Source organism: Prosthecobacter debontii, from assembly GCF_900167535.1.
GTDB lineage: Bacteria > Verrucomicrobiota > Verrucomicrobiia > Verrucomicrobiales > Verrucomicrobiaceae > Prosthecobacter > Prosthecobacter debontii.
Genome location: NZ_FUYE01000020.1, coordinates 1 through 18,771, shown reverse-complemented (window position 1 = coordinate 18,771; position 18,771 = coordinate 1). Strand labels below are relative to the sequence as shown.

Sequence of the window (18,771 nt, the reverse complement as noted above, 5' to 3'; positions counted from 1 at the left end):
CCTCAAATTCGGTAACCCTTTAAAAAGAAAGACGCAGAGCCATGGCGCTGAAAACTTTCAAGCCCAATACCCCGTCCAACCGCTACAAGGAGTGGAACTCCTTTGAGGAGATCACCAAGGACAGCCCGCAGCGCAGCCTCACCGTTGCTCTTCGCAAGTCCGGCGGACGTAACAACACCGGTCGCATCACCACCCGTCACATCGGTGGTGGCCACGAGCGCCGCTACCGTCTCATCGACTTCAAGCGCTCCCGCCGTGATGAAGCCGCGAAGGTGATCGCCATCGAATACGATCCCAACCGTTCCGCTCGTATCGCCCTCGTGGAATACAATGACGGACAGCGCGCCTACATCATCGCTCCAAACGCCCTTCAAGTGGGTGCTAGCGTGATGGCTGGTGAGAAGGCCGCTCCTGAAGTGGGCAACGCTCTTCCCCTCCGCAAGATCCCTCTCGGAACTTCCATCCACAACGTTGAGTTGACTCAGGGTCGTGGTGGCGTCGTCGCCCGTGCCGCTGGTCAGGCTGCGATCCTGTCCAACCGCGAAGGTGATTTCGCTCTGGTGCGCATGCCCTCCGGTGAGATCCGCAAGATCCACGCTGAGTGCTACGCAACCATCGGTCAGGTCGGTAACACCGAGCACATGAACGTGGTCTCCGGTAAAGCGGGCCGCACACGCTGGCAGGGTACTCGCCCGACCGTCCGTGGTATGTGTATGAACCCGATTGATCACCCGAACGGTGGTGGTGAAGGCCGCTCCAAGTCCGGTGGTGGTCGCCAGCACCTTCTGAGCCCATGGGGTCATGCCAAGGGCGAGAAGACTCGCAACAAGAAGAAGGCGACGAACAAACTGATTGTTCAGACCCGCCACGCCAAGAAGTAACCTGTTTCCTGAATTCTGACTCTCTAGCCCTATGGCACGCTCACTCAAAAAAGGCCCTTTCGTTCAGCAAGCTCTGCTTGAAAAAGTGGACAAGCTTAATGACGCCGGTCAGAAGCGCCCAATCAAAACTTGGGCCCGTAGCTCCATGATCACTCCAGATCTTGTCGGTCACACCTTCCTGGTGCACAACGGCAAGGACTTCGTGAGCGTGTATGTCACGGAAAACATGGTTGGACATCGTCTGGGTGAATTCGCCCTGACGCGTCTCTTCAAAGGCCACGGTGCTCACACTGTGAAGGCTTCGAAGTAAGTTTTAAAAGCGCGCTGTTTACCCTGCTTCACATGATCGTCACTCTGCACAACCGAATCGCTCAGCGCGCTAAGCTGCTCCTTGCAGCTCTGGTGGTGCTAGGTGGCGGTGTGCAGGCCCAGACGGCCTTCGAGTTGCAGGAACTTAATACCGCTTTGCAAGTGGCGGCTCAGAAGATCCAGTCTCTGGAGAAGCAAGTAGCCGCCGCCAAAGATAAAACAGATGCGCTGACGCAGAGTGCTGCGGCAGCCAACCAAGAGGCAGCCGAGCTCCGCGATCGTTATGAACGCTTGCGGGGTCTGTTAGAAGGCCTTGGAATCGGTGCCCTGGAAAATTCAACCGAGCAGACTCAGGCCCGTCTGCTCTCCGCTCTCAGTGATCTCCGAATCTCTGAGACGTCCCGCCAAAATTTGGCCGAAAGCCTGATGCAACTGGCTGAAGCATCCCTTCAGTTTGCAAAGACCGTCCCAACACCCGAGCCGATCGCCGGCGAGCAGCTTTCGAAAGCGCTCTCCAAGGCCGAGGAAGTCCTGAGCGCTGCTGCTGCTCCTCAGGGTCAGGCACCGGCACCTGCTGCGGTATCTGATCTGCAAAACGTTCGCATCGTGAGTTTGAAGCCCGATTTGGGAATTGCAGTTCTCTCAGTAGGCTCCCGTGATGGCGTTAAGCCCGGGATGCCATTTGAAATTTTTCGCGAGGATAAACCCATCGCAAAGATCCTTGTCACTGAAGTGCGCGGCTCCGTCAGCGGTGCAGTGGTTCAGGAGTTAGCAAACGCTGCTGATCCGGTGAAGGTCGGAGACAGAGGCAAAGTGGATATCAACAGATCATTCTAAGGTTATGGAAGTGCGTTCAATCTATAAATACGCCCGCATCTCATCGCAGAAGGCGCGTCAAGTCACACGAGCCATCACTGGCATGCCAGTGTCTCAGGCCCTCAGCGTCCTCGACTTCACCCCGAAGAAGGCCGCGTTCCTGGTCGGTAAAGTCCTGCGCTCCGCTGTTGCTAACGCAGAAAACAATCACGAGCTCGATGCCGATGAACTCATCGTTCGCAGTGCTGTGGCCACCCCTGGTCCTGCCCTGAAGCGCATCACTCCTCGTGCTCGCGGCTCTGCATCTCCGATCAAGAAGCGCATGACTCACATCACTGTCGTGCTCGGCGCGAAAGAGGAAGAGAAGCCTGCGAAGAAAGCCAAGGCAGCCAAAGTCGCCGCTGAATAATTACTCACCCGCCACACACACCTGATTTATGGGACAGAAAGTTAATCCAATCGGCTTCCGCCTCGCAGTCACCAAAGACTGGCGCTCCAAGTGGTATGCTCCAGAGAAGGAATATGCAGAAGCTCTTCACAGCGACCTTGCCATCCGCAAGTATCTGAAAGAGAAGCTCATGCAGGCCGCCCTCTCCAAGATCATCATCGAACGCGCTTGGAACCAGGTCCGCGTGACTCTGCACACGGCTCGCCCAGGTTTGGTGATCGGTCGTAAAGGTCAGGAAATCGAGGTGATGAGCCAGAAGGTTTCTGAGATGTGCGGTGGCAAGCAGGTGAAGATCGACATCTTCGAAATCAAGCAGCCAGAACTCGACGCCCAGCTCATCGCTGAGAGCGTGGCCGTGCAGCTTGAGCGTCGTATTTCTTTCCGCCGTGCGATGAAGCGTGCTGTCCAGACGGCTATGGATATGGGTGGCGAAGGGATTCGTATCCGTGTCGCAGGCCGTCTCGGCGGTGCTGACATTGCTCGCGCTGAACAATATCGTCAGGGTAAAGTGCCTCTTCAGACATTGCGTATCCCGATCGACTACGGCTTCACCGAAGCTAAGACCGTGTATGGTATCATCGGCGTGAAAGTGTGGATGAACCGTGGTAACGCCCCAGAAAACACCACCCCTCGTAACGAGCGTCGTCGTGATCGTGGTGACCGCAACAGCGGTGGCGGTGCAGGTGGCGTTGGTCGCCGTGGTGGTGACCGTCCGGGTGGTCCTCGCTCCTACAACCAGCAGCAGCAAGCTCCTCAACAGTCGCAGCCTCAGGCACAGCCTGAAGCCGCAGCTCCTGCAGCAGTGTAATTCATCTTTGTAACCCCCTTTATTCGGATCTTAACCAGGAGCTGACTTATGGCCCTTCTTCCCAGTCGTGTAAAACATCGCAAGACCCAGCGCGGCAGCCGCGCGGGCACCGCATCCCGTGGCAACAAACTCGATTTCGGTGAGTTTGGCCTTCAGACCCTGGATCGTGGCTGGATCAAAAACAACCAGATCGAAGCCTGCCGTGTGGCAATCAACCGTTACCTCAAGCGTAAGGGGAAGGTCTTCATCCGTATTTTCCCTCACAAGCCCGTCACGGCCCGCCCACCTGAAACTCGTATGGGTAAAGGTAAAGGCTCTCCAGAATTCTGGGTGGCAGTGGTGCTTCCAGGCCACATGCTTTTCGAAGTCTCCGGCGTTAACGAGGCGACCGCCCGTGAAGCTTGCCGCCTTGCTGCTAACAAGCTGGGTCTGCGCACTCGCTTCGTCACCCGCACTGCATCTGTTTAATTTTCCTCTCGCACTAGACCCATCATGAAGACCAAAGAACTCCGTGAACTGTCCGTCGAAGAGCTCAATGCTCGTCGTCGCGAGCTGCGCCAGGAAATGCTGAATCTGCGTGTGCAGCAGCAGAGTGGCCAGCTTGAAAATCCTTCCCGTCTCTCCCTGCTTCGCCGTGAGGTGGCTCGTATCGAGACCATCGTGACGGAGCGTGGTATCGCTGCCAGCAAGGCTGCTTAAGCCGAACCACAAACCTTTGACCCTTTTTCCAAATCATGAGTGAGGCTACTACCGCAGAAGCGCAACCCACCAAAGCCCCGGTCCGCAAGGAGCGTGTCGGTGTTGTGGTGTCTGACAAGATGAACAAGACCATCGTGGTCGAAGTGGAGCGCCGCGTGCCACACCCACGGTTCAAGAAGATCATCCGCAAGACTTCCAAGTTCTATGCGCATGATGAAAACGAGCAAGCCAAGGTCGGTGATAAGGTGCTCATTGAGGAGTGCCGCCCGCTTAGCAAGCTGAAGCGCTGGAACCTGGTGGAAGTGCAGAAGCACTAAGCCTTGTCGAGACAGTTCAACCCGTTCATCTGAGGAAGAAAAGTTATGTTGCAAATGGAGTCATCTATTCCGGTGGCCGATAACACCGGAGCCCGCGTCGCCAAAATGATTGGTGTGCTCGGCAAGAAAAATACCCGTTTCGCCTATGTCGGTGACATCATCACCGCCCACGTTCGTGAGTCCACCCCGACTGCCAGCGTGAAAAAAGGTGAAGTCGTTCGCGCTGTGGTCGTCCGCACCTCGCATCCAATTCGTCGTAATGATGGATCCATCCTCCGCTTCGACCGGAATGCGATCGTGATCATCGACAAAGACAACAACCCCAAGGGAACCCGTATCTTCGGCCCTGTCGCCCGTGAGTTGCGCGATAAGAACTTCATGAAGATCGTCTCCCTCGCCCCCGAAGTGCTGTAACGCCATGAGCCGAATCAAGACCCACGTCAAAAAAGGCGACAACGTCGTCGTCATCTCCGGCGCCCATAAGGGTGCCCAGGGCACCATCATTGAGGTGCAGCCTGCTAAGAACCGCGTCCTTGTTGAAGGCGTGCGCATGATCAAGAAAACCGTGAAGCCCTCCCAGGAGCGCCCAAACGGTGGTATTGTCGAGCAGGAAGGCCCGATTCATATCTCCAACGTCAAGGTCGCTGAAACAAAAGCGAAAACGACGAAGAAGAAAGTTGCGAAGAAGTAGTAGTCCGTCGAATATGCTCACCCCCTTTGTTTCCCGCCTCGTCTTCGCGAGGCCTCCAAAGGAAAGGAAGCACAGCCAAATCTGATCCATGGAACCCCAGCTGCAAAAGCTCTATAAAGACACCGTCCGTAGCGCGCTGAAGTCTCAGCTCGCCCTCGAAAACGTCCATCAAGTCCCGAAGCTTGAAAAGATCGTCCTGAACTGCTCCGTCGGTTCCCAGGGCGAGCGTAAACAAGCCGTCGAAGACGCCGTTAATGATGTGACCCTGATCACTGGCCAGAAGCCAGTCATCACGCTCTCCAAAAAGGCCATCGCTAACTTCAAGCTTCGCCAGGGTGAGCCTGTCGGTGTTAAGGTCACACTTCGCGGTCGCCGCATGTATGACTTCATGATGCGTCTGGTCAAGACCGCCATCCCACGTATCCGCGACTTCCGCGGCGTGGCTACCAAAGCTTTTGACGGCCGTGGTAACTATACCCTCGGCATCAGCGACCAATCCATCTTCCCAGAAGTGGAACTGGAAAAGGTCAAACGCACTCTCGGATTTGACATCACGTTTGTCACCTCCACCAGCAATGATGATCATGCGCGTGAATTGCTGCGCGCCCTCGGCATGCCATTCCGTGGTAAGACTACCCAAGCGAAAGCTGATGGGTCTGCCGAAGCCGCCGCCTAATCTGTAACGTCGATAATTCCGCGATCCATGACTGACCCGATTTCCGATTATCTCACCCGTCTTCGCAACGCCGCTGCTGCTGGCCTGCAAGAGGTGTTTGTGCCTTATTCCAAGATGAAGGCCGAGATTTCCCGCATCCTTCAAGAAGAAGGCTACCTGTGGAGCTACGAGGTGGACACCACTGAAGCTCACCCACGCCTGAAGCTGAAGCTTAAGTATCAGGGCAAAGCCCCTGTTCTCCGCAGCCTGACCCGCGTTAGCAAGCCTGGTCTGCGTAAATACGTAGGTTCCGACGAGATCCCTCGCGTGCTCGGCGGCCTCGGCATCTCTATCCTGTCCACCTCCCGCGGCATCATGACTGGTGCCCGTGCGAAGAAAGCCAAAGTGGGCGGCGAACTTCTGGCGCAAATTTGGTAACACGAGGATCATCATCATGTCACGAGTCGGTAAACAACCCATTTCTCTCCCTGACAAGGTCACCGTGAAGATCGGTGCTGACCGCAGCGTCCTTGTCGAAGGACCTAAGGGCAAGCTTAACTGGACACTCCCTGAAGGGGTGGCCGTTACTCCAGAAGGCAATCAACTGAACGTCACCCGCGCTAGCGAAGATCGCAAAGTGCGTGCCATGCACGGCACATCTCAGCGTTTGATCAGCAACATGATCGAAGGCGTGAGCAAAGGTTACACCCGTAACCTCGAAATCCACGGTGTGGGTTTCCGTGCCGCTGTGAAGGGCAACGTGATCGATCTTAACCTGGGCCAGTCCCACCCACGTCTTCATCCGATCCCGGATGGTGTCAAAGTGACCGTCACTGACAACACCAAGATCGCAATTGAAGGCATCGATAAGCAGGTCGTCGGGCAGCTCGCCGCTGACATCCGTGCTTACTACCCGCCAGAGCCTTATAAGGCCAAGGGTGTTCGTTACGCTGGTGAGCAGATCCGCCGTAAGGCCGGTAAGAGTGTGAAGTAATTTAGGAGGACCCTGATCATGGCTGTGAAGAATCGCAAACTCACCCGCACGCGTGTTCACGCGCGCATTCGCAAGACCCTTAGTGGCACTCCTCAGCGTCCACGTCTGGCAGTTTATTTCTCAAACTCCAACGTGTATGCCCAGTTGATCGATGACGTCGCTGGCAAGACGATTGTTTCTGCTTCTACCAAAGAAAAAGGCTTCGGCGAAAGCCGCGCTAACGTGGCAACCGCAATCAAGGTGGGTCAGACCATCGCTGAGCGCGCTCTCGGAGCTAACATCACGGCCGTCGTTTTTGACCGTGGCGGCTTTACCTACCATGGCAAAGTGAAAGCGCTGGCTGATGCCGCCCGCGAAAAAGGTCTGAAATTCTAATCTCGACGAATCCTATATATGGCAGCAGCTACACTCAGTCCCGCCACAGGTGAATCTTCGGATTCCCGTCCGGACACCATCGAAAAAGTGGTGCACATCAACCGGTGCGCTAAGGTCGTCAAAGGCGGTCGTCGTTTCAGCTTTTCCGCGCTCGTGGTCGCTGGTGACCAGCAGGGCAAAGTCGGCTGGGGTTTCGGTAAGGCTAACGAAGTCGCAGACGCGATCAAGAAGGCTACGGAAGCTTCCCGCAAGAACATGAATCGTGTGCATCTCGATGAGGCAACCATTCCTCATGAAGTGCTCGGCGAGCATGGCGGCGGTTGCATCCTGCTCAAGCCCGCAGGTCCCGGAACTGGCATCATTGCTGGTGGTGGAGCCCGCGCTGTGCTTGAAGCCGCTGGTGTGAAAGACGTGATCGGTAAGTCGCTGGGCTCCAGCAACCATGCCAACGTCGTCAAGGCCACTCTGGCCGCCCTCGGCGCTCTTCGTCCGAAGGATGAGATCCTCCGCGCTCGCGGTAAGGAGATCAAAGAGAAGAAGGCTCTGTAATTTTGGCCTTCACCCCTCGAACTTCCATTCCAATTTAAAATAGTATGAGACTCCAAGACGTCCAACCCCGCCCGGGTGCTAAGAAGCGCCGCAAGCGTATCGGCTGCGGTGAAAGCTCCGGCCACGGTAAGACCTCCTGTAAAGGTCACAAGGGCCAGAAGGCACGTGCCGGTAAGGGCATCCGCCCTGGCTTCGAAGGTGGTCAGATGCCCCTTCATCGTCGCCTTCCGAAGAAAGGTTTCAGCAATGTTCAGTTCCGCGATGTGTATGAAGTCGTGAACGTGAGCTCTCTGAACGCCTTCGAAGATGGTGCTGTGATCAATGAAGCCGCTCTTCGTGAGAAAGGCATTGTGAACCGCAACTGCGACGCTATCAAGATCCTCGGCTCTGGCGATCTTTCCCGTAAGCTGACGATTGAGATCAAGAACGTCAGTGCATCGGCCCGCGAGAAGATCGAGAAGGCCGGTGGCTCCATCGCCGCCTGATTATTCAGATCGAATCCCAACCCCGTCAGCGGGCCGGTCACCGATCAACCTCTTTGGTTGTGAGTTGGCTAGGCCCGCTTTCTCTTACCTCCCTCTCTCATGATTTCTGCTTTTGCTAACAGCTTCAAAGTTCCTGACCTCCGCTCCCGGATCCTGTTCACGCTGGCGATGATCGTTATCGTCCGCATTGGCGCCTCCATCACGCTTCCTGGCATTGATGTGACTGTGCTCGATGAATGGATCAAAAACCGCACGGCGGATGCTGGCTCTGGTGCTGCTCAAGTAGCCGCCTTGCTGAACGTTTTCAGCGGTGGTGGTCTGCAAAATTGCGCGATTTTTGCCCTCGGCATTATGCCCTACATCAGTGCTTCGATCATGCTGCAGCTCTTGACGGCTGTGGTGCCTAGGCTGAGCAAAATGGCTCGTGAAGACGGAGGTCGCCAGAAAATCACTCAATACACACGATTGGCCACGATCGTTCTCTGCGTATTCCAAGGATATCTGTTGGCGCAGTCGTTGCAGAACCCAGGTCAGAACATCTTCTTGGGTGGTCTTCAGGAAACCATTGAGCGTTTGCATCGCCCTCTCGTTCCAGACTACAGCTTCTGGGGGTTTGTGCTGCCTTCGGTGATCACCATCACTGCCGGCACCATGCTGATGATGTGGCTGGGTGAGATGATCACGGAGCGCGGTATCGGCAACGGTGTCTCTCTGTTGATCTGCGTGAACATCGTCTCCGATCTTCCTGGCGCCATGGTGCAGGTCTGGCAGACCTACGTGGGCAATGTGGGCAGCGATATGAGCAAGCCCGCCACCCTGGTGCTGCTGCTGGCATTCATGATCATTGTCATTGCTGGAGTCATTGCCTTGACGCAGGCGACACGCCGAATCGTCATCCAGTATGCCAAGCGCGTGGTTGGTCGTAAAGTTTATGGCGGCCAGACTCAGTATCTGCCTTTGAAGATCAATTATTCCGGTGTGATGCCGATCATCTTCGCGCAAGCGATCCTGCTTTTCCCATCCTCCATCATTGCCTCGATGTTCCCTGACGTGGGCTGGGTGCAGCGTTTCTCCCAGACCATTGCTTCCGGTTGGGTTTATTACAGCTTGTCCGCCGCCTTGATTTTCTTCTTTAGCTACTTCTGGGTGGCCACGATGTTCCAACCGACGCAGATCTCTGAAGATCTGAAGCGCAGTGGTGGTTACATTCCTGGCATTCGCCCTGGTAAGCCCACGGCAGATTTCTTGGACTTCACGATGAGCCGCCTGACCTTTGCTGGCGCTATCTTCCTGACTCTGCTTTACATCATGCCAGGCGTCGTCAGCTCCATCTTGGGCATCGCACCTCAGACCGCTCAGTTCTTCGGCGGCACCAGCTTGCTGATTTTGGTCGGTGTGGTTCTCGACGTGATGCGTCAGATTGAGACCCACCTTCTGCAGAGCCACTATGATGGCTTCCTGAAGAAGGGCCGCATTCGTGGTCGCTTCGACCGCATGCAGCAGACCGGCAATGTGGCGAATCCTGCGACTGTGGTCATGCTTTGGACCGGGATCGCCCTGATCACCCTTCTGGGCGTGGCTTGGCTGATCTATAACAAAGGCATGTAATTCGAGACCGAAGGAAACGCTTCATCTTCATGGCACTGCTCAGTAGCAACAAAATCCCAATTCGTCACGGAGCCCAGCAGCAGGGTATCCGCGAGGCCTGTCAGATGGCCCGCGACATCTTGCTGAAAACAGCCGCTCAAGCTCAAGTGGGTGTGACGACCGGGGAAGTGGATCGCTATGCGGCGGCAGAAATGAAAGCGCGTGGCTGCAAGAGTGCTTTCTTAGGCTATCGCAAGTTTCCTGGTCACATCTGCATCTCCATCAATGAAGAGGTGGTGCATGGCATCGGTGGGCCCCGGGTGATTCAAGACGGCGATATCGTGAAGATCGATGTCGGCATCGAATACAACGGTTGGATCGGAGATAACGCTCTCACGGTACCGATCGGGAATGTCGCCAAGGAGACACTTCATCTCTTGGCGGCGACAGAGGAGTCTTTGCACATCGCTGCCAATCACGCTCGCGATGGTTGGATGCTCGGAGATCTCTGCGCCTCCGTTGAAGAACACGTCATTCAATACGGTTACACCGTGGTCCGGGAATTTGTCGGCCATGGTGTCGGCCGCAAACTGCACGAGGAACCCCAGGTGCCCAATTATGGCAAACGTGGGGAACGCCCACGCCTCAAGGCGGGCATGACTTTGGCCATTGAGCCGATGATCAATCTCGGCACGGCTAAAACGCGAGTGCTCTCTGATAATTGGACGGCTATCACGCAGGATCGGAAGCCTAGCGCCCACTTTGAGCATGTGGTGCTGGTCACTTCGACAGAGCCGGAAATTTTGACTTTCCGCAAGCGCATGTTTCCTCAAGGGGTCAAGGACCTGACACCGCTCCCTGTATCGGAGTTGATCTAAGATCGCTTTCGCACAGCCCTGCGTCTTGATTGGAATAGCGTTAAGTCGGCATGACGACAGATATCGTCAGCCGGAGGCCGCACTTGGCCACATATTTGAGCTGAAAGGCGGGGCCAACCCAAAATGCGGGCGAATAGCCACGGCTTTCGACAATTCTAGCCACAAGTCGTTTTCGTGAAGCCGCACTCAGGCTTCAAGGCGATGTCTGCCTGCGGTTGCGCAGCGCATTCGGCAAGCACATGCGTCAAATAATACAGATCGCGCTGACACGACGCCCTTAATGCAATTAAGAGGTTGATGGAGTGGTTTACGGACGAGGAAATTTTTTTCGAACATCTTAACCGTCTAAGCGATCTTAATGACGAAGATGTTCATCTGAATATTTTAGCCGAGACACTTCCCCCCCTCTTGGCGTTTTAAACAGGCCATCGACTTCAAGCTGCTAACTCTCTGCCTGTAGGTATTTCATCAAAGTTGAGACCAGTCTAATGATTGTGAAAATTAAGACATCTTGAATTTTTAATCTTGCTAAAACTCAGTCATGCATATCGCCAGACAGCGTGAAAGATGCAATTTTGCTATGCATAGACAATGAGTTTCTCAAATATGACACTCATTGGAAATTACAGGATCGCTAAAATCTTCAAAAACGGGCTTGATGTGATAGAAATTATATAGCAACTTCGACTCAATTCTGAGTTTGCCGAGTTTGTTCACAAAACTCGCAATGAATTTCCATTCTTACCACAACCTTATTATGGCTGAACTCTCCTCCCCAGAACTTATGACAGTCAAAGAGACTGCGGAGTATCTTCGCATCCCTTTGCCTACGGTTTATTATCTTGTGCAGAGAGGACAGCTGCCAGCTGTGCAGATTGGGGGCCGTTGGCGCATCAAGCGCAGCCTGTTGGACCGTGATGTCTTGCGTAAGGAAGATGAGTCTGGTCAGCCCACCGTGATGGTTGTGGATGATGATCCTGCTTTGCAGGCCCTCTTTAAGCAGTTTTTAAAGAAGGCTGGCTTTGGGCGTCTCGTCGTTGGAACAGGCTCTGAGGCCATCAGCATGGCGAAGAAGCAGCGCTTCGATTTCGTCTTCCTTGACTTGAAACTTCCGGACGTGCCCGGAGACGAAGTTTATTCTCAGCTTAAGGAGATGCACCCAGATCTGCCTATCGTGGTCATCACGGGTTATCCTGACAGCGAGATCCTCAGCCGCATTCTCTCTCACGGCCCCGTCACGGTGATTAAAAAGCCGATTGAGTATGATCAGCTGAACAAAGCCGTGAAACAGCTTGGTCACAAAGGCGCTGAGGCCTAACAGATCATAGCTGGGGTTTTTGCAGGGCATTTTTCACCCGATTCGGAAGACCTCCGTCGGCTGGGAAATGCCTTTTAGCTGCACTGGGGGCATGGATTCCACATGGATCTCCGAAGTCAGTCTGGACGCAGTATCTGCATCCACCATGATTTGCCCCGGCTGCGCGATGCTACAGAGGCGTGAGGCGAGATTGACCCGATGGCCGATCACGGTGTAACTGAGGCGTTGATCTGAGCCCATGCAGCCGGCCACCACCGTGCCCGTGGCGATGCCGATGCCAATCTCCAGGGCATGGGTGGAGGTGAGGTTTCTTTCTTTCCGGGCTTTGAGCATCGCCTGGGCGCAGGCCACCGCACGTTGAGCATCGTTTCCGGTGCTGACGGGAGCTCCAAAGAGCACCATGATAAGATCGCCCACGAATTTATCGACGATGCCGCCATGCTCATAGGCTACTTCTGTGAGGGTAGTCATATGCTCATTGAGCAAATCAATGACCTCGTGAGGCTGCATTTTTTCGGTGAGGGCGGTGAATCCGCGGATGTCGCAGAAAAGCATGGTGACGTCTTTAAGTTCCCCACTCAGAGCTTCCCGATTTTCAATCAGCTTCTCCGCCACGGTGCGATCTGCGACGGCATTGAGGATGCTACGGTATTTCTCTTGGAGGGCCAATCCAGTGGCCATGTCGTTGAAGGCACGTGCGAGACGGCCCACTTCGTTGCGGGTCACTTTGACTCGGATGTCATAGTTGCCGCGTTCGATCTCTTGCGTGGCATTGACCAGGGTGCTGATGGGGCCTGACAATCCGCGCGAAATGAACATGACCAGGAGCAAGGCCGTCATGAGGGCGACGAGACCTAAGCCGATGGAACTGCGCCGTAGATCCGCGATTTCGTGGTCCATTGCGGCAAGGGAGTAAAGATTGACCTGCACCGCTTGGGGGAAGGGACTGTCGGGATTGAGGACGCGATAGATGAGACGGTGTTGGACACCCCCGATAGGAAGGAGCGCATGGCGGTGATGACGGTCAGAAATGGATAACAATCTCGCAATGGTTTTTTCGACGGCTTCTTTTTGGTCGTCGGGCACGGTGGTGGACACCAGTTTCCCCTCCAGGTAGATCCCTCCCATGATCTCCCCGTAGTCACTACGCCGCGTTTGTTCATAGAGCAGTCGGTCTGCGATGGCGGGGAGCGGCAGACCAAAGGCAAAGGCACCCAGGAAGGTTCCATCCATGGGATCGTGCAGAGGAGTGATGAAAACTTCACGGATTTGTTCCGCGCGCTTTTCTCCGGCTTCGACGAGGAGGTAACCGACCTCTTGTTGTTTGAGCGTCTCTTCAAACTTGCGGTCACTCAGCCAGAGAAGTTTTTCGGATCTGCGGCGGACCGTCGGCTCGGCGTCGTCGGAGGTGCTGGATAAAGCTAGCGTGCTCCGGCTACGCGAGTTGGTGACCAATTCCCCTTGGGCATTGATGAGGGCAATGAAAGGGGCGGATTGGCCACCGCCATTGAAGCGAGATGCCTCTCGAAACGGACGTTGGCGTTCGTCGCGCGGGTCATTTGGGAGCAGGGGAGGTGGCCGACCGAGATTGCTGAACTCATTTTGCAGTCGTTCCTGAGCCAGAGACTCTAAGGCGGGACGCAGATCAAACATGGCTTTGCCATAGTCGCCAGAGCGCATGGCTTGCAGCAGGTCGGGCTTCTGCGCCATTTTATCGAGCACGCTGGAGAGGGCGTAAAATCGTCGATTCTTGGCTTGGGTGACTGCCGTGATCTGGCTCTCGAACTGCTCCTCAAACAATCGTTGGTAGGTGGCGCTGAATTTCCACTCGGATAGCATGATCGCCCCCATCGTGACGCCAGCCACGACCGGGAAGATCGTGAGGATGAGCTTGGCGCGAAAGCTGGAGAAAAACTTCATGAGTAGCGCATGCGATGATGCGCCGGGTATGAACCCCGAGTCGAGACAAAAGGATGCAGGTAAAGTGAGTCGATGCCCACCTGCTCCTTCTTCGCTCAGCGGACGCGCTTCATGGTGAAGCTGCCTTTATCCATGGAGCACTCATAGGTGGCCTTGAAGTCGTCGCCTTTGACGGTGCCTTCATAGGTATAGAGACCGCCTGCCCAGTTGGGCATCTGGTGCTGGCCTTGAAAGGCCGATACATTTTTGACCTGTCTTACCCGATGATCGGCCCGATAAGCGCCGCTGAGGATCTTCCCCCAAGTGGCGTGATAATGAAAACTGTGATCTCCCTCCGCATTTTTAACCGGCCCAACGACACTGCGCAGCTTGCCGTGATGGCCGTTGACGTCGCTCTGCCAGGTGCCTTCCCAGGCGCCTTCGACACCCTCTTGAGGTCCCGCTTTTAGGGCCGCCTTCCACTCCCTGTGGAAGGACATGGAGCAGGAGCAAAGCAGGGCGGCAAAGCAGAGCAGCAGGAAAAGGGGAAGACGTGTCATGGCTTTCACCAGGAACGCTGCACGAAACCGCTTTTCAGCAGGGATTTACGCCAAATCAGACGCCAGCGGCGGCTCGCACCTGCTCTTCGGAGATGCTGCGCAGTTTGAAAACACGCAGCAGGGTGTCCTCGATGAGGTTATTCGGGCAGGAGGCACCGGCAGTGATGCCCACCACGATGGGGGATTCGGAAGCCAGTTTATTGGAGTAGCTGGTTTTCTCTGCCTTCAGATGCAGGTCAAAGTGGACGATCTCCTCCAGGCTTTTCAGGCACTCAGCGGTGCGGATGAAGAAAGTGGGGAGTTGCTGCTCGCCGATTTCCACCAGGTGGGTGGTGTTGGAGCTGTTGTAGCCACCGACCACCAGCAGCACATCCAGAGGTTGCTGGAGCAGGAGGAATAGCGAGTCCTGGCGTTCCTGGGTGGCTCCGCAGATGGTGTCGAAGACTTGGAAATTGGCACTGCCTTGACCGTCCCGGTCTTCCACAGCCTGTTTCAGGCGACGCTGGATTTCTTCCGTTTCGGATTTGAGCATCGTCGTCTGGTTGGCCACGCCGATCTGTTTCAGATGCACCTCGGGGTCGAAGCCTTCGGAGTAGGCGCTGGCTCCTTTGAAGCGCTCCAGAAAGGCGGCTTTGTCTCCGCCATTTCGAATGTAGTTACAGACATAGTCCACATCATTCAGCGTCAGCACCACGAGGTAGTGGCCATTGCCCTGATCTCCGAGTGCACGTGAGGAGGTGGCGCGGGTTTCTTCATGGCTCGCCTTGCCATGGATGATGGAGGTGAAACCGGTTTTGGCATAGTTGCGCACGCGCTTCCACACGCTCATCACGTCACCACAGGTGGTGTCCACGATCATGCAGCCGCGCTCGGCGATGATCTTCATCAGCTTCGTCTCGGCCCCGAAAGCGGGCACGATGACGACGTCGTCGCTGTTCAGTTTAGCCAGCTCTTCCTCATGCTGGCTGACGGGGATGCTGATGATGCCCATCTCCAGGAGTTGACGGTTCACCTCGGGATTGTGAATGATTTCACCGAGGAGGAAAACGCGCCGATCGGAGAAGACACGGCGCGCGGCATACGCGAGGTCAATCGCCCGCTCCACGCCGTAGCAGAAGCCAAAGTCACGAGCCAAACGAACGGTGGTCTCACCGATCTGGATCACGCTGCCCTGGGCCCGAATGGCCTCCACCAAGGTGCTGCGGTAGTGGGTCTCCACCTCGGCCTGCACGCGCTCCATGACTTCAGGAGTGCGGACGTTGACACGGCGGGAGGTGGATGCAGGGGCGGCGGACATTGGTTTGATTGGAGGCGTGGAGAAAAGGGGCAGGTGAGGGACCGATTAGTAGGTGTAGATCTTGCCTTTTTTGGCGTCTTCAAAGACCTGAGCGCTGAGCATGTAGCTCATCGGAGGATCGGCCAGGGAGGAGTCATCCAGCACGGGCAGCGTCTTGCCAATGGTGGCATCCTCGGGGTGGCTGGAGGCGATGATCAGCGGTGTGCCAGTGGGCACCATGCTGAAGATTTTCTGGGCGGACTTGATGGGCAAACGCACACAGCCATGGGTGCATGGATAAGGTTTCACCCAGCCCCAGTGCATGCCGTAGGCGGACTTGAACTCCATCCAGAAGGTCATGGGGTAACCGGCCCCGGGCTGGCTGACGCGGCGGCGATTGGCCTGTTTGTTATAAATGGTGAAGGTGCCGTGGGGAGTCGGTGTGCTGGCGGTGCCGACCGAGCAGGGCGTGGCCAGCAGCACTTCATTGCCTTGGACCACATACACGCGCTGGGCACCAGTGCTGAGTTTCACCTTCAGGGCGGAGGGATTGGTGACAGGTTTGGCCGGTGGGTCAAAGTGAACGGAGTAGTGACCTCCCTTTTTAGTGGCGCAACTGCTCAGAGCGGCAGCGACGGCGACAACGGCGATGGTTTGGAAAAAACGGCGGGTGAGCGTGGAGTTCATGCTGGTGAGCATACGGCTAGCATGCTCCTGGCGGTCCCTCCACCGATTTTCTTCTGGAGAAAATGTCGGTATTCTTGACGAGCAGCGGCGTTTCATAGCAGCATCTTGGCATCCCCCATGAAAACGCTCGTCTCCGCCCTTCTCCTCGCTGTGTCTTCTCTCACGATGGCTCAAGAGCCGCAGGCGGCGAAGACCGAGTGGGTGCTCTTCGACGGAAAAGACCTCAAGGACTGGGAAACCGTGGACATGGGAGGGAGTGGTGAAGTGTCCGTGGAGGGCGGGCAGCTCATTATCAACCAGGGGGAGAGCCTCAGCGGTGTGGTTTACAAGAAGGTGGAAGAACTGCCGCTGACGAATTATGAGATCACGCTCCAGGCCAAGCGCCTGCAAGGGGTGGATTTCTTCTGCGGGCTGACTTTTCCCGTCGGGGACCTCAAGCGCAATGCCACGCTCATTTGCGGCGGCTGGGGCGGCAGTGTCACGGGCATCAGCAGCATCGATGGCATGGATGCGGCCAACAATGCCACGGGCACCTACCAGCGTTATGACGACGACAAATGGTATTCCTTTCGCCTGCGGGTGACGCCTGAAAACCTCAGCGTGTGGGTGGATGACAAACAGGTGGTGGATCAGGACATCAAGGACCGTAAGGTCAGCCTGCGGGAGGGGCCCATCGAGCTCTATGCCCCACTTTCCCTCACCACCTACAACACCACCGCTGCGATCAAAAACGTGCGCATGAAAACTCTGCCAGTGAAGTAAGACACGTGGGTTTGGTTACCGATTAAACCATCTCATTCCGATAAGCCGCCGGTGAGGTGTTGCGATACTGGCGCATCATGCGGCTGAGGTAGTGGCGATTGATGAGGCCGCATTGTTCGGCGATTTCATCGATGCTAGCATCGCCATGGCGGAGGAGGCGGCAGGCTTCATCCAGGCGGTAGTCCAGCAGCACGCGCATGGGGGCCTGCTGGAGTTCTTGCTGAAAGAGGTGGTTCAGATTTCGCACACTAAGTCCAGCGTATTTGGCGATCTGCTCTGCCGTCAGTTTCAGGCTCAGATGCGTGTTCATGAACTCCATGGCGGTGAGCACACGCGGGTCGAGCCGCTGCTGCTCCCACACGCTGTCGGGTAGGCACTGCACGGCCTCGGTGACCCAGAGGATGGAGTGCCAGGGAAAGCGGATTTTTTCACTGGAGGGCAGGGTGACCTTTTGCATCAGGCTGCGCATCTCCGCCGTGATGGGATATTGATAGATGCCCGGCGCGGCTCGGTCAGCCAAGGGGCCGAGATTGAAGTGCGCATACCATTTGGCAAAGGGCTGCCGGGTGCGGGTGCTGAAGGTGGTGTGGGGCGGGATCAGGTAAACATGCCCCGGCTGAAGCGCGGTTTCCTCCCCATTGATTTCGATGATGCCCCCTGCGCCGAGGGGCCAGTAGAGGCGCCAGTAGGGATCGTGAAACCGGCGCAGTTCCCACTGCTCCAGCTCGATCTTCCGGGTGGTCAGAATATCCACGGTGACCCCGGGGAGTGCGACGGCGCGATTTCCCACCACACGATGCGCGGCACCGGCGGGGACGAGGCTGAGGACACTGGTTTCCTGAAGCATGGATTGCGAAATTCGACACAAGTCTAGCCAATGGTGGTATGGATGACAAGACTGGGATGGCTAGCATGTGCGCCCTTTAATAGAACCACCAACCTAAACAAAACTATGGCCGACATCAGCACCAGCGCAGCAGACAAGAAGGAAAAGGAATACTTCACCGACGTGCCCCAGCAGGCTCCGGGCTTCTTCCTCAAAGGTTCCCACCAGTATGACTGGGGTCTGAAGAACCGTCTGAGCAAGGTCTTCAATCCTAAAGACGGCCGCACCGTCATGCTCGCCTTCGACCACGGTTACTTCCAGGGCCCGACCACCGGCCTGGAGCGTGTGGACCAGACCATTCTCCCCCTGGAGCCCTATGCCGACTGCCTCATGCTCACCCGTGGCATCCAGCGCAGCGTCATCCCTGCCTCCACCCAGAAGGCCATCGCCCTGCGTGCCTCCGGTGGCACCTCCATGGTCAGCCCTTTCGAAGAGTGGGAAGGTGACCTCGACGGCAAGAAGGTGAAATTTGGCCGCCCAGGTTTCGAGCCTCTCTCCAACGAGAGCACCGCTCTGAACATTGAAGAAGCCATCCGCCTGAACGCCAGCATCCTGGCCGTGCAGGTCTTCATCGGCAGCGCTTACGAGCGCCAGAGCCTGAAGAACATGACCGACCTTGTGGACGCCGCCAGCCGTTACGGCATCGGCGTCATGGGTGTGGTCGCTGTGGGTCGTGCGATGGCACGTAACGCGCAGTATTTCCGTCTGGCCACCCGCATCATGGCGGAGCTGGGAGCCAACGTGGTGAAGTGCTACTACACGGACGAAGGTTTTGAGACGATCACTTCCTGCTGCCCGGTGCCGATCGTGATCGCCGGCGGTAAGAAGCTGCCTGAGCTGGACGCGCTGAAGATGAGCTACAACGCCATCCAGCAGGGTGCCAGCGGGGTG

26 protein-coding genes are annotated in these 18,771 nt (G+C 56.2%); 21 read left to right on the top strand and 5 right to left on the bottom strand.

Annotated features, from left to right (window positions below):
• Nucleotides 1-41 precede the first annotated feature (41 nt).
• The 19 genes from rplB to B5D61_RS21780 all read left to right on the top strand — a co-directional run bounded on the left by rplB (nucleotide 42) and on the right by B5D61_RS21780 (nucleotide 11,810).
• Nucleotides 42-881, top strand: coding sequence for a 50S ribosomal protein L2 (gene rplB / locus B5D61_RS21870; RefSeq protein ID WP_078815577.1), 840 nt, complete (start codon nucleotides 42-44; stop codon nucleotides 879-881).
• A 31-nt stretch (nucleotides 882-912) separates the two neighbouring features.
• Nucleotides 913-1,191 (top strand): 30S ribosomal protein S19, encoded by a 279-nt coding sequence (gene rpsS / locus B5D61_RS21865; RefSeq protein ID WP_078815576.1) that lies wholly within the window; start codon nucleotides 913-915, stop codon nucleotides 1,189-1,191.
• Between the two features lie 32 nt (nucleotides 1,192-1,223).
• Nucleotides 1,224-2,027, top strand: a complete 804-nt coding sequence (locus B5D61_RS21860) for a hypothetical protein (RefSeq protein ID WP_078815575.1) — start codon at nucleotides 1,224-1,226, stop codon at nucleotides 2,025-2,027.
• A gap of 4 nt (nucleotides 2,028-2,031) precedes the next feature.
• Nucleotides 2,032-2,415: a 50S ribosomal protein L22 gene (rplV, locus tag B5D61_RS21855; RefSeq protein ID WP_078815574.1), complete on the top strand. Its 384-nt coding sequence runs from the start codon at nucleotides 2,032-2,034 to the stop codon at nucleotides 2,413-2,415.
• A gap of 28 nt (nucleotides 2,416-2,443) precedes the next feature.
• Complete coding sequence (rpsC, locus tag B5D61_RS21850; RefSeq protein WP_078815573.1) at nucleotides 2,444-3,262, top strand: 30S ribosomal protein S3; 819 nt, start codon at nucleotides 2,444-2,446, stop codon at nucleotides 3,260-3,262.
• 48 nt (nucleotides 3,263-3,310) lie between these two features.
• Nucleotides 3,311-3,730 (top strand): 50S ribosomal protein L16, encoded by a 420-nt coding sequence (rplP, locus tag B5D61_RS21845; protein ID WP_078815572.1) that lies wholly within the window; start codon nucleotides 3,311-3,313, stop codon nucleotides 3,728-3,730.
• 24 nt (nucleotides 3,731-3,754) lie between these two features.
• Complete coding sequence (gene rpmC / locus B5D61_RS21840) at nucleotides 3,755-3,961, top strand: 50S ribosomal protein L29 (RefSeq protein ID WP_078815571.1); 207 nt, start codon at nucleotides 3,755-3,757, stop codon at nucleotides 3,959-3,961.
• 35 nt (nucleotides 3,962-3,996) lie between these two features.
• Nucleotides 3,997-4,278, top strand: a complete 282-nt coding sequence (gene rpsQ, locus B5D61_RS21835) for a 30S ribosomal protein S17 (RefSeq protein ID WP_078815570.1) — start codon at nucleotides 3,997-3,999, stop codon at nucleotides 4,276-4,278.
• 45 nt (nucleotides 4,279-4,323) lie between these two features.
• Nucleotides 4,324-4,692: a 50S ribosomal protein L14 gene (rplN, locus tag B5D61_RS21830; RefSeq protein ID WP_078815569.1), complete on the top strand. Its 369-nt coding sequence runs from the start codon at nucleotides 4,324-4,326 to the stop codon at nucleotides 4,690-4,692.
• 4 nt (nucleotides 4,693-4,696) lie between these two features.
• Nucleotides 4,697-4,969, top strand: coding sequence for a 50S ribosomal protein L24 (gene rplX / locus B5D61_RS21825; RefSeq protein ID WP_078815568.1), 273 nt, complete (start codon nucleotides 4,697-4,699; stop codon nucleotides 4,967-4,969).
• Between the two features lie 88 nt (nucleotides 4,970-5,057).
• Nucleotides 5,058-5,645, top strand: coding sequence for a 50S ribosomal protein L5 (gene rplE / locus B5D61_RS21820; RefSeq protein ID WP_078815567.1), 588 nt, complete (start codon nucleotides 5,058-5,060; stop codon nucleotides 5,643-5,645).
• 27 nt (nucleotides 5,646-5,672) lie between these two features.
• Nucleotides 5,673-6,062, top strand: a complete 390-nt coding sequence (rpsH, locus tag B5D61_RS21815; RefSeq protein ID WP_078815566.1) for a 30S ribosomal protein S8 — start codon at nucleotides 5,673-5,675, stop codon at nucleotides 6,060-6,062.
• A gap of 16 nt (nucleotides 6,063-6,078) precedes the next feature.
• Nucleotides 6,079-6,618 carry a 50S ribosomal protein L6 gene (gene rplF, locus B5D61_RS21810; RefSeq protein ID WP_078815565.1) on the top strand — a complete coding sequence of 180 codons (540 nt, stop codon included), beginning with the start codon at nucleotides 6,079-6,081 and terminating at the stop codon, nucleotides 6,616-6,618.
• Nucleotides 6,619-6,636: 18 nt separating this feature from the next.
• Nucleotides 6,637-6,993 (top strand): 50S ribosomal protein L18, encoded by a 357-nt coding sequence (gene rplR, locus B5D61_RS21805; protein ID WP_281251809.1) that lies wholly within the window; start codon nucleotides 6,637-6,639, stop codon nucleotides 6,991-6,993.
• 18 nt (nucleotides 6,994-7,011) lie between these two features.
• Nucleotides 7,012-7,542, top strand: a complete 531-nt coding sequence (gene rpsE, locus B5D61_RS21800) for a 30S ribosomal protein S5 (protein ID WP_078815563.1) — start codon at nucleotides 7,012-7,014, stop codon at nucleotides 7,540-7,542.
• A gap of 44 nt (nucleotides 7,543-7,586) precedes the next feature.
• Nucleotides 7,587-8,027: a 50S ribosomal protein L15 gene (rplO, locus tag B5D61_RS21795; protein ID WP_078815562.1), complete on the top strand. Its 441-nt coding sequence runs from the start codon at nucleotides 7,587-7,589 to the stop codon at nucleotides 8,025-8,027.
• A gap of 99 nt (nucleotides 8,028-8,126) precedes the next feature.
• The gene (secY, locus tag B5D61_RS21790) at nucleotides 8,127-9,635 is read left to right on the top strand and encodes a preprotein translocase subunit SecY (RefSeq protein WP_078815561.1); all 1,509 of its coding nucleotides are present in this window, start codon (nucleotides 8,127-8,129) and stop codon (nucleotides 9,633-9,635) included.
• 29 nt (nucleotides 9,636-9,664) lie between these two features.
• A complete protein-coding gene (gene map / locus B5D61_RS21785; protein ID WP_078815560.1) occupies nucleotides 9,665-10,492 on the top strand; it encodes a type I methionyl aminopeptidase in 828 nt (275 codons plus the stop codon).
• A 757-nt stretch (nucleotides 10,493-11,249) separates the two neighbouring features.
• Nucleotides 11,250-11,810: a response regulator gene (locus B5D61_RS21780; protein ID WP_078815559.1), complete on the top strand. Its 561-nt coding sequence runs from the start codon at nucleotides 11,250-11,252 to the stop codon at nucleotides 11,808-11,810.
• Nucleotides 11,811-11,843: 33 nt separating this feature from the next.
• Here B5D61_RS21780 and B5D61_RS21775 read toward each other — a convergent pair whose 3' ends face one another.
• From B5D61_RS21775 to B5D61_RS21760, 4 genes are all read right to left on the bottom strand, one after another.
• Complete coding sequence (locus tag B5D61_RS21775; protein ID WP_078815558.1) at nucleotides 11,844-13,730, bottom strand: adenylate/guanylate cyclase domain-containing protein; 1,887 nt, start codon at nucleotides 13,728-13,730, stop codon at nucleotides 11,844-11,846.
• A gap of 95 nt (nucleotides 13,731-13,825) precedes the next feature.
• Nucleotides 13,826-14,269, bottom strand: coding sequence for a hypothetical protein (locus tag B5D61_RS21770; RefSeq protein ID WP_078815557.1), 444 nt, complete (start codon nucleotides 14,267-14,269; stop codon nucleotides 13,826-13,828).
• 55 nt (nucleotides 14,270-14,324) lie between these two features.
• Complete coding sequence (locus tag B5D61_RS21765; RefSeq protein WP_078815556.1) at nucleotides 14,325-15,566, bottom strand: 4-hydroxy-3-methylbut-2-enyl diphosphate reductase; 1,242 nt, start codon at nucleotides 15,564-15,566, stop codon at nucleotides 14,325-14,327.
• A 45-nt stretch (nucleotides 15,567-15,611) separates the two neighbouring features.
• The gene (locus tag B5D61_RS21760) at nucleotides 15,612-16,232 is read right to left on the bottom strand and encodes a L,D-transpeptidase (protein ID WP_176159608.1); all 621 of its coding nucleotides are present in this window, start codon (nucleotides 16,230-16,232) and stop codon (nucleotides 15,612-15,614) included.
• Nucleotides 16,233-16,349: 117 nt separating this feature from the next.
• On the opposite strand from B5D61_RS21760, the gene B5D61_RS21755 reads away from it, so the two are divergent.
• A complete protein-coding gene (locus B5D61_RS21755; RefSeq protein WP_078815554.1) occupies nucleotides 16,350-16,994 on the top strand; it encodes a 3-keto-disaccharide hydrolase in 645 nt (214 codons plus the stop codon).
• 22 nt (nucleotides 16,995-17,016) lie between these two features.
• Here the strand turns inward: B5D61_RS21755 and B5D61_RS21750 are convergent, their stop codons facing one another.
• Nucleotides 17,017-17,841 (bottom strand): AraC family transcriptional regulator, encoded by an 825-nt coding sequence (locus B5D61_RS21750; protein WP_078815553.1) that lies wholly within the window; start codon nucleotides 17,839-17,841, stop codon nucleotides 17,017-17,019.
• Between the two features lie 105 nt (nucleotides 17,842-17,946).
• Between B5D61_RS21750 and B5D61_RS21745 the strand changes: the two genes are divergently transcribed.
• The coding region (locus B5D61_RS21745) for a beta/alpha barrel domain-containing protein (protein ID WP_078814018.1) at nucleotides 17,947-18,771 on the top strand (825 nt) is incomplete at its 3' end.

Excerpts from the sequence above, each read along its gene's own strand:
- rplB (WP_078815577.1), top strand. The coding sequence starts at position 42 with ATGGCGCTGAAAACTTTCAAGCCCAATACCCCGTCCAACCGCTACAAG.
- rpsS (WP_078815576.1), top strand. The coding sequence starts at position 913 with ATGGCACGCTCACTCAAAAAAGGCCCTTTCGTTCAGCAAGCTCTGCTT.
- B5D61_RS21860 (WP_078815575.1), top strand. The coding sequence starts at position 1,224 with ATGATCGTCACTCTGCACAACCGAATCGCTCAGCGCGCTAAGCTGCTC.
- rplV (WP_078815574.1), top strand. The coding sequence starts at position 2,032 with ATGGAAGTGCGTTCAATCTATAAATACGCCCGCATCTCATCGCAGAAG.
- rpsC (WP_078815573.1), top strand. The coding sequence starts at position 2,444 with ATGGGACAGAAAGTTAATCCAATCGGCTTCCGCCTCGCAGTCACCAAA.
- rplP (WP_078815572.1), top strand. The coding sequence starts at position 3,311 with ATGGCCCTTCTTCCCAGTCGTGTAAAACATCGCAAGACCCAGCGCGGC.
- rpmC (WP_078815571.1), top strand. The coding sequence starts at position 3,755 with ATGAAGACCAAAGAACTCCGTGAACTGTCCGTCGAAGAGCTCAATGCT.
- rpsQ (WP_078815570.1), top strand. The coding sequence starts at position 3,997 with ATGAGTGAGGCTACTACCGCAGAAGCGCAACCCACCAAAGCCCCGGTC.
- rplN (WP_078815569.1), top strand. The coding sequence starts at position 4,324 with ATGTTGCAAATGGAGTCATCTATTCCGGTGGCCGATAACACCGGAGCC.
- rplX (WP_078815568.1), top strand. The coding sequence starts at position 4,697 with ATGAGCCGAATCAAGACCCACGTCAAAAAAGGCGACAACGTCGTCGTC.
- rplE (WP_078815567.1), top strand. The coding sequence starts at position 5,058 with ATGGAACCCCAGCTGCAAAAGCTCTATAAAGACACCGTCCGTAGCGCG.
- rpsH (WP_078815566.1), top strand. The coding sequence starts at position 5,673 with ATGACTGACCCGATTTCCGATTATCTCACCCGTCTTCGCAACGCCGCT.
- rplF (WP_078815565.1), top strand. The coding sequence starts at position 6,079 with ATGTCACGAGTCGGTAAACAACCCATTTCTCTCCCTGACAAGGTCACC.
- rplR (WP_281251809.1), top strand. The coding sequence starts at position 6,637 with ATGGCTGTGAAGAATCGCAAACTCACCCGCACGCGTGTTCACGCGCGC.
- rpsE (WP_078815563.1), top strand. The coding sequence starts at position 7,012 with ATGGCAGCAGCTACACTCAGTCCCGCCACAGGTGAATCTTCGGATTCC.
- rplO (WP_078815562.1), top strand. The coding sequence starts at position 7,587 with ATGAGACTCCAAGACGTCCAACCCCGCCCGGGTGCTAAGAAGCGCCGC.
- secY (WP_078815561.1), top strand. The coding sequence starts at position 8,127 with ATGATTTCTGCTTTTGCTAACAGCTTCAAAGTTCCTGACCTCCGCTCC.
- map (WP_078815560.1), top strand. The coding sequence starts at position 9,665 with ATGGCACTGCTCAGTAGCAACAAAATCCCAATTCGTCACGGAGCCCAG.
- B5D61_RS21780 (WP_078815559.1), top strand. The coding sequence starts at position 11,250 with ATGGCTGAACTCTCCTCCCCAGAACTTATGACAGTCAAAGAGACTGCG.
- B5D61_RS21775 (WP_078815558.1), bottom strand. The coding sequence starts at position 13,730 with ATGAAGTTTTTCTCCAGCTTTCGCGCCAAGCTCATCCTCACGATCTTC.
- B5D61_RS21770 (WP_078815557.1), bottom strand. The coding sequence starts at position 14,269 with ATGACACGTCTTCCCCTTTTCCTGCTGCTCTGCTTTGCCGCCCTGCTT.
- B5D61_RS21765 (WP_078815556.1), bottom strand. The coding sequence starts at position 15,566 with ATGTCCGCCGCCCCTGCATCCACCTCCCGCCGTGTCAACGTCCGCACT.
- B5D61_RS21760 (WP_176159608.1), bottom strand. The coding sequence starts at position 16,232 with ATGAACTCCACGCTCACCCGCCGTTTTTTCCAAACCATCGCCGTTGTC.
- B5D61_RS21755 (WP_078815554.1), top strand. The coding sequence starts at position 16,350 with ATGAAAACGCTCGTCTCCGCCCTTCTCCTCGCTGTGTCTTCTCTCACG.
- B5D61_RS21750 (WP_078815553.1), bottom strand. The coding sequence starts at position 17,841 with ATGCTTCAGGAAACCAGTGTCCTCAGCCTCGTCCCCGCCGGTGCCGCG.